13 protein-coding genes are annotated in these 16,468 nt (G+C 43.5%); 5 read left to right on the top strand and 8 right to left on the bottom strand.

The window, feature by feature from the left end:
* Positions 1-23: 23 nt before the first annotated feature.
* The 8 genes from rseP to rpsB all read right to left on the bottom strand — a co-directional run bounded on the left by rseP (position 24) and on the right by rpsB (position 7,461).
* On the bottom strand, positions 24-1,376 hold the full coding sequence (gene rseP, locus GZH31_RS05405; protein WP_180311452.1) for a sigma E protease regulator RseP: 1,353 nt from the start codon (positions 1,374-1,376) through the stop codon (positions 24-26).
* 1 nt (position 1,377) lies between these two features.
* Positions 1,378-2,577 (bottom strand): 1-deoxy-D-xylulose-5-phosphate reductoisomerase, encoded by a 1,200-nt coding sequence (gene ispC, locus GZH31_RS05400; protein ID WP_036969732.1) that lies wholly within the window; start codon positions 2,575-2,577, stop codon positions 1,378-1,380.
* A complete protein-coding gene (locus GZH31_RS05395) occupies positions 2,574-3,440 on the bottom strand; it encodes a phosphatidate cytidylyltransferase (RefSeq protein ID WP_036969733.1) in 867 nt (288 codons plus the stop codon). Before GZH31_RS05395 ends, ispC begins: the two co-directional genes overlap by 4 nt.
* A 22-nt stretch (positions 3,441-3,462) precedes the next feature.
* A complete protein-coding gene (locus GZH31_RS05390; RefSeq protein ID WP_036969734.1) occupies positions 3,463-4,242 on the bottom strand; it encodes an isoprenyl transferase in 780 nt (259 codons plus the stop codon).
* A gap of 58 nt (positions 4,243-4,300) precedes the next feature.
* Positions 4,301-4,858: a ribosome recycling factor gene (frr, locus tag GZH31_RS05385; RefSeq protein WP_036969745.1), complete on the bottom strand. Its 558-nt coding sequence runs from the start codon at positions 4,856-4,858 to the stop codon at positions 4,301-4,303.
* Between the two features lie 14 nt (positions 4,859-4,872).
* Positions 4,873-5,622 (bottom strand): UMP kinase, encoded by a 750-nt coding sequence (gene pyrH, locus GZH31_RS05380; protein WP_036969747.1) that lies wholly within the window; start codon positions 5,620-5,622, stop codon positions 4,873-4,875.
* A gap of 153 nt (positions 5,623-5,775) precedes the next feature.
* Positions 5,776-6,627, bottom strand: a complete 852-nt coding sequence (gene tsf / locus GZH31_RS05375) for a translation elongation factor Ts (protein WP_036969749.1) — start codon at positions 6,625-6,627, stop codon at positions 5,776-5,778.
* Positions 6,628-6,732: 105 nt separating this feature from the next.
* Positions 6,733-7,461: a 30S ribosomal protein S2 gene (gene rpsB / locus GZH31_RS05370; RefSeq protein ID WP_036969753.1), complete on the bottom strand. Its 729-nt coding sequence runs from the start codon at positions 7,459-7,461 to the stop codon at positions 6,733-6,735.
* Positions 7,462-7,733: 272 nt separating this feature from the next.
* On the opposite strand from rpsB, the gene map reads away from it, so the two are divergent.
* The 5 genes from map to GZH31_RS05345 all read left to right on the top strand — a co-directional run bounded on the left by map (position 7,734) and on the right by GZH31_RS05345 (position 16,418).
* The gene (map, locus tag GZH31_RS05365) at positions 7,734-8,519 is read left to right on the top strand and encodes a type I methionyl aminopeptidase (RefSeq protein ID WP_036969755.1); all 786 of its coding nucleotides are present in this window, start codon (positions 7,734-7,736) and stop codon (positions 8,517-8,519) included.
* 12 nt (positions 8,520-8,531) lie between these two features.
* Complete coding sequence (gene glnD, locus GZH31_RS05360; protein ID WP_180311451.1) at positions 8,532-11,150, top strand: [protein-PII] uridylyltransferase; 2,619 nt, start codon at positions 8,532-8,534, stop codon at positions 11,148-11,150.
* 9 nt (positions 11,151-11,159) lie between these two features.
* A complete protein-coding gene (dapD, locus tag GZH31_RS05355) occupies positions 11,160-11,987 on the top strand; it encodes a 2,3,4,5-tetrahydropyridine-2,6-dicarboxylate N-succinyltransferase (RefSeq protein ID WP_036969760.1) in 828 nt (275 codons plus the stop codon).
* A gap of 241 nt (positions 11,988-12,228) precedes the next feature.
* Positions 12,229-15,339 carry an efflux RND transporter permease subunit gene (locus tag GZH31_RS05350; RefSeq protein WP_074988622.1) on the top strand — a complete coding sequence of 1,037 codons (3,111 nt, stop codon included), beginning with the start codon at positions 12,229-12,231 and terminating at the stop codon, positions 15,337-15,339.
* Positions 15,340-15,350: 11 nt separating this feature from the next.
* On the top strand, positions 15,351-16,418 hold the full coding sequence (locus tag GZH31_RS05345) for an efflux RND transporter periplasmic adaptor subunit (protein ID WP_074988699.1): 1,068 nt from the start codon (positions 15,351-15,353) through the stop codon (positions 16,416-16,418).
* The last annotated feature ends 50 nt before the right edge of the window (positions 16,419-16,468 follow it).

Here is a 16,468-nt window from a genome sequence, read left to right as displayed (position 1 = left end):
AATTGGAATTTTTCACTTATTTGTTATAAACGCGATACATCATTGAACAAAGCGAAACATGTTAAAAATATGAGTAGCAAGGCACCCACTTTAAAACCAAATTCTTGCGTCTTTTCAGAGACCGGCTTTTTGCGAAAAAGTTCAATTATGTAATACATTAAGTGCCCACCATCAAGCACTGGCAACGGTAATAAGTTAAATACGCCAAGGTTTACACTGATCAAAGCTAAAAAGCTTAAAAATGCAACCAAGCCATAGCTTACGCTAGTTCCCGCTCCAACTGCAATGCCTACAGGGCCACTTAAATTTTTAACCGAGACTTGACCTGTAATTAAATTACCAATCATGTCAAAACTTAGGGTGATTAAACGCCATGTTTCTTGTATGCCCAGCACAATACTATCGACAGGGCCATAATGTCTAGTTTCAATATAATTTTCTGGCCATGCTTCAACTACAGGAGCCACACCTAAAAAGCCCTGCGCTACACCATCTGCATTGGTTCTGCTCTGAGGTGTCACAGTCAACTTTCTTATACTATCTTGCCTTTGTACACTAAATTGTAAGGATTTGTTAGGTGATTGCTGAATAACTGAAACTAACTGGGTCCAACTGCTGATATTTTCGCCATTTACAGCCACAATTGTGTCATTAACCTGTAAACCAGCCAGCTCAGCGGCTGAGTCTTTAGTGATTTGCGCAACGGTTAATGTTGCTTCAGGTCTAAAGGGCACAATACCGATTGAGGTCAATGGTGGGACATCTTGCTGATCAAGTTTCCAACCATCTAGATTTAAAGTGCGGACATGTTTTTGGTAATTCTGATCACGTAATGTGACGACCACACTTTGCTCACCTAAACGGCTCATTAATGAGAATGTGGCATCTTGCCAAGTGCTGATATCATCTTCACCAATTTTGATAATTTGCTGATTAGGTTCGATCTTAGCCCCTGCTGCACGACTGCCCTCGGTTACAGACCCCACCACAGGCTTTAATGATTGCACACCGACCATGTACATTACAGCAAGTGCAAAAATAGCAAACAAAAAATTGGCCATAGGACCTGCTGCTACAATCGCAATTCGCGCTTTCACTGACTTAGCATTAAATGATAAATGACGCTCTTCAGCAGGCACTTCATCGACACGCTCATCCAGCATTTTAACGTAGCCACCAAGGGGAATAGCAGCGATAACATATTCTGTTTTGTGTTTGTCGTACCACTTAATCAGTGGTTTACCGAAACCTATTGAGAAACGTAGCACTTTTACACCCGCTTTACGGGCTACCCAAAAATGCCCATACTCATGGACAGTCACTAAAACACCCAGTGCCAAGATAAACGAACCAAGGTTCCAGAAAAAATCAAACATGTTAGTTCAGACCCCTTTTTATAAACTCACTCGCTTTGATACGTGCAGCTTCATCACACGCTAAAATCTCTTCCAGCGTGTGTACGTTCACATCTTCAGTCGCGTTGAGTGTCTGTGAGTTTATACGGTAAATATCAGTGAAACCGATTTGCCCATTTAAAAATGCAGCAACGGCAATCTCATTCGCAGCATTGACTGTTGTTGTTGCACCCTGTCCCATTTCACACGCATCAATCGCCAGTTTAAGGTTAGGGTAACGAGCATAATCAGGTTTGGTAAATGTAAAATCAGCAATCTGAGAAAAATCAAGCGGCTTAACCCCTGCATCAACACGTTCAGGAAACGCCAGTGCATGCGCTATCGGTGTACGCATATCAGGATTTCCCATTTGCGCAAGCACCGAACCATCTTGATATTGCACCATAGAATGAATGATACTTTGTGGGTGGATCACCACTTCAATATCGCTGGCATGGCAATTAAACAGCCATTTAGCCTCGATAAACTCAAGCCCTTTATTCATCATGGTTGCTGAGTCGACTGAGATTTTTTGTCCCATAGACCAATTTGGGTGCGCAACAGCTTCTGCCACAGTGACCGATGACAAACTCTTTAAGTCACGTGTCAAAAATGGCCCACCAGAACCTGTCAGTAATATTTTACTCACGCCGTTGTCCGACAGTAACCCCACTGAGGCTTGCAGTTTTGCTGGCATACATTGAAAAATAGCATTATGTTCGCTGTCAATCGGCAACAAGGTTGCACCGTGTTGTTTTACTTTATCAATAAACAACTGACCCGACATAACTAACGATTCTTTATTGGCAAGCAGTACTTTTTTACCTGCTTCAACCGCACTTAACGTGGGTAATAGACCTGCCGCGCCGACAATGGCCGACATAACTGTATCAACATCAACATGCGCCGACAGCTCACTCATAGCAGTGACACCCGCGAGCACAGCTGTTGTACAAGCGGTATTAGCTAACAACGATTTTAATTTATTTGCAGCGTTCTCATCCGCCATCACTGCAAATTTAGGCTGATGCGTAATACACAACTCTGCCATTTTTTCTGCATTTTGCCCCGCGGTTAATGCAAAAACAGCAAAACGATCTGTATTTCTAGAAACAACGTCTAAGGTGCTTAAACCGATTGAGCCAGTTGCGCCAAGTACGACAAGCTGTTCTATTTTGCTCATAAACTTAACGTCCATGCATAACAAAGCACAAAAATAGGCGCTGCAGCTGTTAAACTGTCAATACGGTCCAAAATGCCGCCATGACCGGGTAGGCATGAGCCACTGTCTTTTAAGCCGACTTCACGTTTAAACATACTTTCTAATAAATCACCGACTGCTGAAAACAAGGCGATAAACGCGGTCATTACGGCGTAGATTGGCCATACTGCCATGTCTACATTGGTAAAGTGACAAAACGCCAAAACAAAAATAACCGCGGCAACAATGCCCCCCAATAGACCTTCAATCGTCTTATTTGGGCTGACTTTCGGCATGAGCTTGCGTTTACCTAGGTTTTTTCCGGTGAAATAAGCGCCGATGTCTGCGCTCCATACAATACCTAGCACGACTAAAATAAGCACTGATCCAAAATGCGTCGACTCGGTATACCCTGCACTTCTTAAGGTATTGAGCGCAAGCCACAACGGTACTAAAGTAAGGAATCCTGCAATCGCGCGCATGAGAATGCCTTCATTCCATGCTTTTGCCATGGCTGGGTAGCGCCATACTAAGTACGTCGCAACAATCCACCATGCAAATGAAAGGGTAAATAAATAGTTCGCGTCACCAACAAGCTGACCATTTTGCCACAACGCTTCAATAGGCCAATGCCAATTGAAAAGAGCAAGAATGACCGCCGTGGCTGCCACAAATGAAAAACGTTTAATTTTATCGCACAGGCCCATAAAAGCTGACCATTCCCACGCACCAAGTAAAACAATACCAGCGGCGATATAACTAAATAATGTTAGTGGGGTATAAAAAACCAGTACAAGTGCAAGCGGTGCCAGCACCAGCGAGGTTAAAATTCGTTGTTTAAGCAATGTGTGTACCTTCAACTAGTAATTAGGTCTCGGCGAGTAATTGTTTTATTTGTTCGCCGGTACAACCAAATCGTCGCTCTCTGGCAACGTAACATGCGACAGCATCAGCAAAAGCAGCTTCATTGAAGTCTGGCCAAAGCGTATCGGTAAAGTAAAGCTCAGCATAGGCAGCTTGCCATAAAAGAAAATTACTAATGCGTAAATCACCACCTGTGCGGATCATTAAATCAAGCTCACCTTGACCTGCCATACTCATGTGTTCATTCATGAGGTCTTCTGTAATCTCTTCAGCTGCTAATTCACCCGCAGCGACTTTTTTCGCAAGTGCGGTTGCTGCGTTGGTTATATCCCAACGACCGCCATAGTTAGCTGCAACATTTAATTGTAGACCCGTATTATTACGAGTTAATTCATGGGCTGCATCAACTTTGTTTCGCAAACTTTCTGAAAAGCGCGATAAATCACCAATAATAGTGAGCTTTACATTATTCTTATGAAGTTTTTTAACTTCTTTGCCCAGTACGAATAAAAACAGTTCCATGAGTGTATTTACTTCGTCTTCTGGACGTCGCCAATTTTCACTACTAAATGCGAATAGTGTTAACGACTGTATACCTAAGCGAGTACAAAATTGCACTGATTGACGAACCGCATCAACGCCCTTTTTATGCCCATATACACGTGGGCGATTTTTCGCTTGCGCCCAACGACCGTTGCCATCCATGATTATAGCGACATGCTTAGGCAAACTTTGCTGGGAAATTTTATCAGCGTTAAGAACCATAAATATCGAGTATTCCATAAAAAAACGCCGTCTAGTATACCCCAGACGGCGTTTCAAAACTAATAAATTTAGTTGCTTAGATTTCCATCAACTCTGCTTCTTTCGCAGCCAGCTGTGTATCCATCTCTTTGATGAATTTGTCCGTTAGCTTTTGAATTTCATCTTCAGCTTGGCGCGCTTCATCTTCAGAAATATCTTTATCTTTCAATAAGCTCTTAATATCGCCATTAGCATCACGACGAATATTACGAATGGCAACACGGCCACCTTCAACTTCACCACGCACAATTTTGATAAGGTCTTTACGACGCTCTTCTGTGAGTGGAGGAAGTGGTACACGGATTACAGTACCTGCTGACATAGGGTTTAAACCTAGGTCAGATGCCATAATTGCTTTTTCTACCGCTTGTGCAAGCGACTTATCAAACACACTAATTGCAAGAGTACGAGAATCTTCAATCGTCACATTTGCAACTTGGTTTAATGGCGTGTCTGCACCGTAGTAAGACACTTGAATGCCGTCTAGTAATGCTGGGTGAGCACGACCTGTACGAATTTTAGATAATTGACTGCCTAGTGCCGCAACACTTTTTTGCATGCGCTCTGACGCATCTTTTTTGATATCGTTAATCACGGTTCAATCCTAATCTATTTAACAATTTCATCTGAGGCTTGTGAAGAGATAAGCGTTCCTTCATCTTCGCCCATAATAACACGCTTAAGCGCGCCTGATTTATTCATATTAAAAACGCTTAAAGGCATTTTGTGGTCACGTGCAAGTGTGAATGCCGCCAAATCCATCACCTTTAACTCTTTTTCGATGATCTCATTGTAGCTTAAGTGGCGATATAGTGTAGCTTCTGGGTTTTTAACTGGGTCATCAGAATAAACACCATCTACTTTCGTTGCTTTGATCACGGTGTCAGCTTCAATTTCAATACCACGTAAACACGCAGCAGAATCTGTTGTAAAGAATGGATTACCTGTGCCCGCAGCAAAAATAACAACACGGCCAGATTTTAATAAGCTAATCGCTTCAGCCCAGTTGTATGCATCACACACACCATTAAGTGGAATAGCAGACATTAGACGACAATTAACAAATGCACGGTGAAGCGCATCACGCATCGCTAAACCATTCATTACAGTCGCTAACATACCCATGTGGTCACCTACAACGCGGTTCATACCCGCTTCGGCTAATGAACCACCACGCAAGAAGTTACCGCCACCGATAACTAAACCTACTTCTACGTCGAGCTCTACAAGTTCTTTAATTTCTTGCGCCATACGGTCAAGTACTTTCGGGTCGATGCCGAAGCCTTCGTCTCCCATTAATGCTTCACCGCTAAGTTTAAGAAGAACACGTCTAAAAATAGGTTTACGATTGATAGTCATAGTATTTGGGCCAGCCTTAATAATGAGATAAAAAATAACCGCGCTTATGGTTACACATAAAACGCGGTTATTTTAAAGAATTTTCGTCAGTGACGCAAAAGCTAATAGCAGATTAATTTCATCTAATTATCGTTGCGTCACTTACGTTGAAAATTACTCGCCTTTTGCAGCAGCGATTTGTGCAGCAACTTCAGCAGCGAAATCTTCTTCTTTACGCTCGATACCTTCACCCACTTCTAAACGGATGAAGTTAGTAACAGTTGCGCCTTTCTCTTTAAGAATTTCACCAACAGTTTTCTTAGGTTCCATAATGAAAGCTTGACCAGTAAGAGAGATCTCACCAGTGAATTTCTTCATACGACCAACAACCATTTTCTCAGCGATTTCAGCAGGCTTGCCTTCGTTCATCGCGATGTCGATTTGAACTGCTTTTTCTTTTTCAACAACGTCAGCTGGAACGTCTTCTGGGTTTACGAACTCAGGCTTAGACGCAGCAACGTGCATTGCAACGTGCTTAAGTGTTTCTTCGTCAGCGTCACCTACTACAACAACACCGATACGGTCGCCGTGGCGGTATGCAGATAGTTTTTCACCGTCGATGTACTCAACGCGACGAACGTTGATGTTTTCACCGATTTTAGCAACAAGTGCAACACGTGTTTCTTCGAACTGTGCTTTAAGTGCATCGATGTCTGCTTTTGATTCAACAGCAGCATCTAAAACTTCGTTAGCAAAACCAAGGAAGTTTGAGTCTTTAGCAACGAAGTCAGTTTGACAGTTAACTTCAAGAAGTGCAGCGAAACCGTTGCCTTCTTTAATAAGGATTGTACCTTCAGCAGCGATGTTACCCGCTTTTTTAGCAGCCTTTGCAGCACCGCTCTTACGCATGTTTTCGATCGCTAACTCAATGTCACCGTTAGTTTCAGTTAACGCTTTTTTACAATCCATCATGCCAGCGCCAGTACGCTCGCGTAATTCTTTAACTAGGGCAGCAGTTACAGCCATTAGAATATCCTCAATTGAATTCTGTTATTAGGGAAGCGGTATAGGCCGCTTTACAAGAATAACAAGTCTTCACCTTAAGTAAGATGAAGACTTGATGACAGCTAATTATTCAGCTTCTACGAAGTCGTCTTTCTCAGCTTGAGCAACGATGTTGTTCTCACGACCTTCAGTGATCGCAGCTGCAACAGCACTTGTGTAAAGGTTGATAGCACGGATCGCATCGTCGTTACCAGGTACGATGTAATCAACACCGTCTGGGTTAGAGTTAGTATCAACGATAGCAACAACTGGAATACCTAGGTTGTTAGCTTCACGGATAGCGATGTGCTCGTGGTCTGCATCGATAACGAAAAGTGCGTCAGGAAGACCGCCCATATCTTTGATACCACCAAGGCTCTTTTCAAGCTTTTCCATTTCACGAGTAAGCATTAACGCTTCTTTCTTAGTTAATTTCTCGAAAGTACCGTCTTGGCTTTGTGCTTCAAGGTCTTTAAGACGCTTGATTGATTGGCGAACTGTTTTCCAGTTAGTCAACATACCACCTAACCAACGGTGGTTTACGTAGAACTGATCGCTTTGAAGAGCTGCTTCTTTAACTGCTTCGCTTGCTGCGCGCTTAGTACCAACGAAAAGTACTTTACCTTTGTTAGAAGCTGCGTTCGATAAGAACTTAAGTGCTTCGTTGAACATTGGTACAGTTTGCTCTAGGTTGATGATATGTACACGGTTACGAGCGCCGAAGATGAAAGGCTTCATCTTAGGATTCCAGTAACGTGCTTGGTGACCAAAGTGAACACCAGCTTGAAGCATATCGCGCATTGAAACGTTTGCCATTTGTAAATTCCTCTAATAGTTTAGGGTTAGGCCTCCACATATCCCATAGCACCAACACCTAAGTTAATTTGTAACTTATGTGCACCCAAGTGTATGTGACGATACGTGTGTGTGTTAAAATAAAATTGTGTTTGTCTTAAATACAAAAAATCAGTAAAGAATTTATTTGTAAAAAGACGGCGCGCTTTATACCATATTAAAATTGAAAACTCAACATTCAGTGCAAAAATTGTGCACTGAAAAATGACCTGAAAAACAACTTTGGAGCCTCAATGAGTGCTGTGATCAAGACCCCTGAAGAAATCGAAAAAATGCGTGTTGCCGGGCGCTTAGCCGCTGAGGTACTCGAAATGATAGAACCGCATGTGGTGCCTGGTGTAACCACAGATGAATTGAATACAATTTGCCACGATTACATCGTTAATGTGCAAGACGCGATTCCAGCGCCGCTAAACTATCACGGTTTCCCTAAATCAATCTGCACCTCAGTGAATCATGTTATTTGTCACGGTATTCCTAACGACAAACCTCTAAAAGAAGGTGACAGCGTTAATATCGATGTAACCGTAATTAAAGATGGCTTTCATGGTGATACCTCAAAGATGTTCCATGTAGGCACACCCAATATTCAAGGCAAACGCCTTGCTGATATAACCCAAGAAAGCCTTTACCTTGCCATAAAAATGGTAAAACCAGGTGTTCGCTTAGGTGACATTGGTGCCGCGATTCAAAAGTACGCAGAAAGCTTTAATTATTCGATTGTACGTGAATATTGTGGTCATGGTATCGGCGCTGAGTTCCACGAAGAACCTCAAGTAATGCACTACGGCAAACCAGGTACAGGCGAGGTGTTAAAAGCAGGAATGTGTTTAACAATTGAGCCAATGGTGAACGCAGGAAAACGCCAATGTAAGTTATTAAAAGATAACTGGACTGTCGTTACAAAAGACCGTTCATTGTCTGCTCAGTGGGAACACACACTGTTAGTGACTGAAAATGGTGTTGAAATTTTAACGCTCCGATCAGATGATACTATCGACAGGATCATCGAACACTAGGAGCCAGCCCCTGTGGCATTACCCAACAAAGTAAAAAAGTTGCTCAGCCAAGCTGAGCAACTTAGCGATTATCGCGACTGTTCTGGTTATTTTTATAAGTGGCTACAGAACGAATTTTCTAAACAACCCGTCAGCAACTTAATCAATGCCCGCGCTGAGTTTATTGACCGCTTATTGATTAAACTGTTTCACGACTTTGACCTTGCCCACGAAAGTGATTTAGCACTTATTGCTGTCGGTGGTTATGGGCGTGGCGAGCTACACCCCTACTCCGATATTGACTTTATGCTGCTGGTTAGTGAACAACCAAGTGACGCTGTATGCGAAAAAATTGGCCAGTTCGTGACGATGCTATGGGACCTCAATCTCGAAATTGGTCACAGTGTTCGCACTATTGAACAAGCACTGGAGCAAAAACGTGAAGACGTTACTTTTGCCACCAGCTTACTCGAAAGCCGTTTAATATTTGGCAATCACATTGAGTTTGAAAAACTCAAAATGCACTTAATCGACACGCCAATTTGGCGCTCTGATGAATTCTTTTTGGCAAAAGTACAAGAACAACAATTACGCCATAAAAAATGCCATGGAACCGCCTATAATCTTGAGCCTAATATTAAAGAAAACCCAGGTGGCTTGCGCGATTTACAAACCATTATTTGGGTCGCAAAAAAGCACTTTAGGGCTGAAACATTACAAGAACTCATTAATCATGGTTACCTCACTCATGAAGAATACCAAGAACTCTCAGAGTGTTTAGAAAACCTGTGGAATATCCGCTTTGCCTTGCACATCGCTGCGGGACGTTCTGAAAACCGTTTATTGTTTGATCACCAGCCTCATGCTGCCGAAATTTTAGGTTTTGGTAGCGACGGTAAAGCGTCGGTCGAGCGCATGATGAAACGTTTATTTCGCATTATGAGCCGTGTACGAGAGCTTAACCAAATGTTGCTGTCTTACTTTGAGCAAAGCATTTTGCCAGGTGCAGGCGAGTTACCCGTTGTAGAGCTTGACCGGAACTTTGAGCGTATTGGTCATCAGATTCGGGTTAAAAACCCTTCTGTATTTTTCCGTCGCGACCAACTCTTTGTGTTGTTTGAGCACATTGCCGACAACCCCGAAATTACGCATATTTACCCAAGCACGATTCGTACAATGCGCCAAGTACGTCGCCGTTTATTAGGTGATTTACAAGATTACGCTGCGTGTCGTGAAGCATTCTTACGGTTAATTAAACACCCTAATGGCATGGGCCGAGCATTCACGCTCATGCACAAACACGGCATTATTGCGGCTTACTTACCGCAGTGGCGAAATATATTCGGACAAATGCAATTTGACCTATTCCACGCCTACACTGTGGATGAGCACACGCATAAGCTTATTAATAATATTTACAAATATTTTGATAAGTCTCGAGTCAGTGAGTTTCCTCTGTGCAGTGAAATCGTCACCCGCATGGATAAACCTGAACTGTTATATTTAGCCGGTATTTTTCACGATATTGCCAAAGGACGTGGTGGCGATCACTCAGAGCTTGGCTCGGTCGATGCCTTAGCGTTTGCCAAACTGCACCGTTTTCCTGCATCAGATGGTAAACTTATTGCGTGGTTGGTTGGCAATCACTTACTTATGTCGGTCACCGCGCAACGCAAAGACATTAACGACCCTGATGTAATTAAAGACTTTGCCAGCAAGGTGAAAAATGAACGCCAGCTCGATTATTTATATTGTTTAACACTGGCTGATATCCGTGCTACAAATGATAACTTGTGGAATGATTGGAAAAACACCCTACTGCGAGAGCTTTATTTACACACCCAGCGCGCACTGCGCTTGGGGCTTGAAAATCCAATGGACCAACGAGATCAAATTCGAGACAAAAAGCGCCAAGCAAAACAGCGCTTGCTTAATCTTGGCTGTAACGAGGATCAGATTGATTTAATTTGGAGTCGCTTTAAAGCTAATTATTTTACCGCTTTTAGCGAGCAGCAGATTTCATGGCACACAGAGCACCTGTTAAACAGTACAGACTTAAGCCAACCCAGTGTCATGGTGTCTGACACAGCAATGCATGGTGGCACACAGGTATTTGCTTACAGCCCCTATTCTGGTGGCTTATTTGCACGCCTTGTGAGTGTTATAGGCTCTAAAAAAGCACAGATCCAACATGCGCAAGTGTTAACGACCAAAGACGGTTATGTGCTGTTTAGCTTTGTTATTTTAGAAGTGAATGGCGACCCTATTGCCAGTGGTCGTGCACAGTCGATTAAGCGTGCATTGGATCTCGCTATTAATGATCCTAAAAAGAAAATTCGCTTTAAAAAGAATCGTTCGCAGCGCTTTAAAGACTTTAATATTAAACCAAAAATTGTGCTTAGACCGCATGCACGAAAAGACCGCAGTCTAATTGAAATTCAAGCAGTGGATATTCCGGGCTTACTCACCAAAATAGCCGAAGTATTCCAAGCACATTTACTGCATATTCATGCTGCACGGATCACCACAGTGGGCGAACGCGCAGAAGATTTCTTCGTGGTATCGAATAATGAATACCAAGCATTAACAGACGAAGAACAAGCAAAAATTCATCAAGCATTGCGTAAAAAACTCAACGCAGAAACCGAATAAGAGGATCTTATGTCAGATTTAAAAACCATGATCGAAAACGCCTGGGAAAACCGCGATAGTATCAGCCCAAGCACAGTATCAAGCGAAGTAAAACAGGCCATTATTGATGCGCTTGAACTGCTTGATAGCGGCGCGGCTCGTGTTGCTGAAAAAATCAGTGGTGAGTGGGTTGTTCATCAATGGTTGAAAAAAGCAGTACTGCTGTCATTCCGTATTCGTGATAACCAACCAATGAACGATGGTGTTAATCAATTCTACGATAAAGTACCACTAAAATTTAGCGACTATACGCCAGAGCAATTCCAACAAGGCGGCATGCGCGTAGTCCCTAACGCTGTGGCGCGCAAAGGCAGCTTTGTTGGTAAAAACGTGGTGCTTATGCCTTCTTACGTCAACATTGGTGCTTACGTTGACGAGGGCACCATGGTCGATACTTGGGCAACCGTTGGCTCGTGCGCACAAATTGGTAAAAACGTTCATTTATCAGGGGGCGTAGGCATTGGTGGTGTACTTGAGCCACTTCAAGCAAACCCAACCATTATCGAAGACAACTGCTTTATTGGCGCACGCTCTGAAATTGTTGAAGGCGTTGTTGTTGAAGAAGGCGCCGTTATTTCAATGGGTGTATACATCAGCCAAAGTACGCGCATTTATGACCGTGAAACCGGCGAGGTTCACTACGGCCGTGTACCAGCGGGTGCCGTTGTTGTACCGGGTTCACTGCCTTCTAAAGATGGTTCGCACAGCCTATACGCTGCCATCATCGTAAAAAAAGTAGATCAACAAACGCGCGAAAAAGTAGGCATTAATGCACTACTTCGCTCGATTGATGAGTAATCAGTGATTTTACACAGTCTGTTATGACTAAAAAGCGCTTTCCTTAATGAGGAATAGCGCTTTTTTTATACCTGTTAATTTTCATCAACTTTATTAAATTGTTACATCATATTTCAAAAACACACTTTATCGCGTATATACAGCAACCCAGCGTCTACTTTGACATACATTCCATTAAACTTACTGGCACTTTTTTTACGTCGCATTACAATGCACACAAATTGATTTTGGAACACACACAATGAATTTGACGCGCAGTTCACTGAAGAACCCAGCGAGTGTTATTGTCATCTTAGTACTGATTATGTTGTTTGGCATGTTGAGTATTTTCAAGCTGCCAATTCAACTTACACCCGATATTGAACAACCGCAAATCACTATTTTTTCAGGTTGGCGCCAAGCCGCACCAGAAGAAATAGAATCCGTGATTATTGAGCCGCTCGAAAACGCAGTAAAAAACACGCCAGGCGCTTTAGAGGTGAATACCAATATCAACCGAGGTAATGGCTCTATCACCCTTACTTTTGCAGTCGGGCAAAATATGCAGCAAGCCATGCTCGATGTACTCACAAGTCTAAACCAAGCACCGCCACTGCCCTTAGATGCATTCGACCCTGTGGTATTTGCAGGCGGCAATAATGGCGAAGCCGCTGCCACTTTATTAGTGACTCCGACGCACTACAACGCCGATAGCTTAGATCTTGATATGGCACAGTTTCAAAAACAAATCGACGAATTTGTTGAGCCACGTTTAGCCCGTATTCCCGGTGTTGCCCGCGTTGATTTAGCCAGTGAACGACCAAAAGAGTTGCGCATCACCTTTGATCCTCACAAAGCCGCTGCCCTTGGCGTAAGCCTTGACCAAATAAGTAACGTATTAGCCAGTTCACGCGATACCTCAGGAGGCCTTGCTAATGTCGGACGCCGTCAATATACCGTGCGCTTTACGGGTCAGTATGATTTGTCGAGCATGGCACAAATGCGCGTTGGTTATTCTGGCGACAGACCAATTTACCTTGGCGATATTGCACGCGTAGAACGCACTTTTTCTGACCGTTTAGGCATGAGTGGCCGAAATGGTAAACCGGCGTATTACATTCGAATTTCGCGCGCCAACGAAGCCAATACTGTCGCACTTCTTGATGACATAAATTTAGCGATTAAAGAGCTAAACGAAGGTCCTCTTGCTGAAAATGGCTTATCGATTGAGTTAAGCTTTGATGCCTCAGTGCATATTCGTAACGCCTTATCATTAGTGAAAAGTAACTTAGGATTAGGTGTACTTTTATCATGCTTGATCTTATGGTTGTTTTTCCGCGGGTTAAAAGCCACGTTTGTGATTGCCGCTACAATCCCGGTGTCGTTGATGGTGGCGTTTTTAGCCCTTAATATTTTTGAACGCAGCTTAAATGTTATTTCCCTTGCCGGCCTAGCCTTTGCTGTCGGCTTAGTTTTAGATGCTGCTATCATAGTCCAAGAAAATATAGCCCGACTCAGAAGCGAAGGCTTTGATACTAAAAAAGCGGCATTAAAAGGAGCTGCGCAAGTCACCGGTGCCTTATTTGCGTCAACCACCACCAGCGTTGCTATTTTTCTCCCTATTCTCTTTATGGCAGGCATTGAAGGTCAGCTGTTTTCAGACCTTGCACTCACCCTCTCTATTGCGGTCATTGCCTCAATGGTCTGTGCCATTACACTCATTCCATTAGCGAACCATGTTTGGCCAGACACTGAACTAAAACCCGATCCTTATCGTGCTTATTGGCAAAAACTAACTAACTTCATCATGGCACTCACTAACACCCGCACTAAGCAACTGCTCTGGATTGCCTCGTTATTAGGCGGCTCATTAATTGCCACCATGACTATGCTGCCAAAAACTGACTTTATGCCCAGAGCGCCAACTGATGGCTTTTTCTTTAACTTGAATACCCCACCGGGTGGCAATGTGCAATTTATGGAAGAAGAGTTATTAATGCGTATCAAAAAACGCTTAATGCCTTACTACACAGGCGAGAAAGAGCCAGGAATAAAAGACTTTAACTTTTATGCATTTGGTTCCAACGCTGGCGGATTTATTTATTCGGCTGATCCACAACGCGTTGAAGAATTGATGAAAGTTGCTCGAGAAGAAATTTTCATCGACTTACCCGACACGCAGGTATTCTTCTTTCGAGGTTCTATGATCCAAGTCGCGAATGGGGGAGATGGCCGAGATATCAATATTGATCTAACCGGTCCGAACATGGATGACCTGATTTCAGGTGCTAATGTCGCCTTGCAAGCAGTCACAGAAGCAATGCCAAATGCCACAGCAAGACCACAACCGCGTTTAGATATGGCCGAACCAGAGCTCAGGCTTACACCTAACGACCGCCGTATTACTCAAGCAGGGCTAACTCGCCGTGATGTTTCACAAGCGGTACAGGCTTATACAGGCGGCTTATTTGTTAACGAATACTTTGACGGCAACGAGCGCATGAATGTAATTTTGCGAGGCACTCCATGGCAAACCCCTGAAGAACTAAAAGCCTTGCCCATTGTTACACCGCTCTCTGGCATTCAAACTCTGGGCGAGCTTGCCCAAATAAAACGCACTGTTGGCCCTACACAATTACGCCGTGTTAACGGACGTCGCACAGTGAGTATTGTCGTCACACCACCTGCCGATATGAGTTTGCAACAAGCACAAGCTATTTTAGCCGAACACGTTATGCCAAAAGTACGTGCCAGCTTACCCGAAAGTGCTGGCGCGATTTTGGCTGGCAACGCACAAAAAATGAATTCAGCTATGCAAGAGATGACTCTCAACTTTTTACTAGCCTTGTTTATTTTATTCCTGCTGATGACAGCATTATTTAAATCTGCAAAAGACAGTGTCTTGGTACTGTTAGTTATGCCACTGGCGATAGCTGGCGGGGTACTGGCCTTGTTTGTGCTGAATTTATTCACTTTCCAATCACTCGATTTATTGACCATGATTGGCTTTATCATTTTGCTGGGATTAGTGGTCAATAATGCAATTTTATTGGTCGACCAAACGCGTGTTGCGATGTCTGCAGGGCTTAGCCGAGAGGCTGCAGTTCGCCAAGCAGTGCTACTTAGAGCACGCCCCGTTTATTTAAGTACCTTAACGAGTTTATTTGGCATGTTACCGCTGATGTTAATGCCAGGTGTTGGCTCAGAGATTTATCGCGGTCTTGCGACTGTCATTGTAGGCGGCATGGCTATTAGCGCGCTATTTACGCTTATTTTAATGCCGAGTTTATTGCAGCTTGGCAGGCAATTACCACCAATAAACAATAATCAACAACCCGAAAAAACGCCTTTAAGCTTGGTATCGAATCAATGAGTGATAAAACGATGATAAAAAATATACGTATTGTAACCGCGGTATTATGTGCCTTCGCCTTTCATGCTTTCGCGGTCGTTCCTGTCACGGTCGATACAGTGAGTAAAGCACAGCTAACCAGTGAAATTGAAGTAAGTGGCACTTTATACGGCAAAGACGATGTCACGCTTACCGCAGGAATTAGTGGACGTTTACTCTATGTGGTAGAGCCCGGCACTTTAGTCAACCAAGGTGATACGCTAGTGCGCATGGACACTTTACCACTGGAACTTGAAAAAGCCCGTCAGCAAGAAATGCTTAACCGTGCAAAAATAAACCTGCGTTTATACGAGCAAGAGTTAGCCCGTTTACAAAAACTCGCAAAAGCGAGCAGTGCAGCGGCAAGCCAAGTTGATGGAATGCAAAATAAACACGACCTCGCTTTGTCTGATATTGCCCTTGCTGAGGTAGAGTTAAAGGTGATCGACGATAAACTATCCCGTGCGACCATCAGCGCCCCCTTTTCAGGTGTTATCAGCGAGCGCTATAAACGTGCTGGACGTGAAATAAACCGCGCCGATGAATTAGTCACCTTACTCGATATCACTCATTTAGAAGTGCGTTTATATGTCCCTGTTAAATACCTCAAGTTTTTACATAAAGACATTGCACTGCCGGTCAAAGCAGGCGATTTATCAGCACCTGAAACAACAACCGCTAAAATTACAGCAGTGATCCCATCCACAGACCCGCGTTCACAAACGGTCGAAGTACGTGCCGCATTGCACGTATCTCAAGAGCAAGTATGGGCGATAGGTCAACTTGTCGATGTTACTGTTCCATTAACAAGTAAAGGCGATGTGTTATTAGTGAACCGAGATGCCCTTATTTTGCGTAAAAATGGCACGCATATCGTAAAGATTGATAACGCCAGTACAGCAGCACAAATTCCCGTTATCGTTGGCAGTGGCAAGGGTCAGCTTGTTGAGGTAAGCCCCCTCACTCCTGCGTCTCTTAGTGCGGGCGATAAAGTGGCAATAAGGGGGGCTGAACAATTGCAAACGGGCCAAAAGGTTGATGTACAAATAAAGCCCGAATGAAAAATGAGTAAAGTATAAAGCCAGTGTCACTGGCTTTATACTCCTAGGCT

It is taken from the genome of Pseudoalteromonas sp. JSTW (assembly GCF_013423925.1).
Lineage (GTDB): Bacteria > Pseudomonadota > Gammaproteobacteria > Enterobacterales > Alteromonadaceae > Pseudoalteromonas > Pseudoalteromonas lipolytica.
Note: the sequence above shows the minus strand (reverse complement) of the source record. Positions and strands in the feature narration are given on the sequence as shown.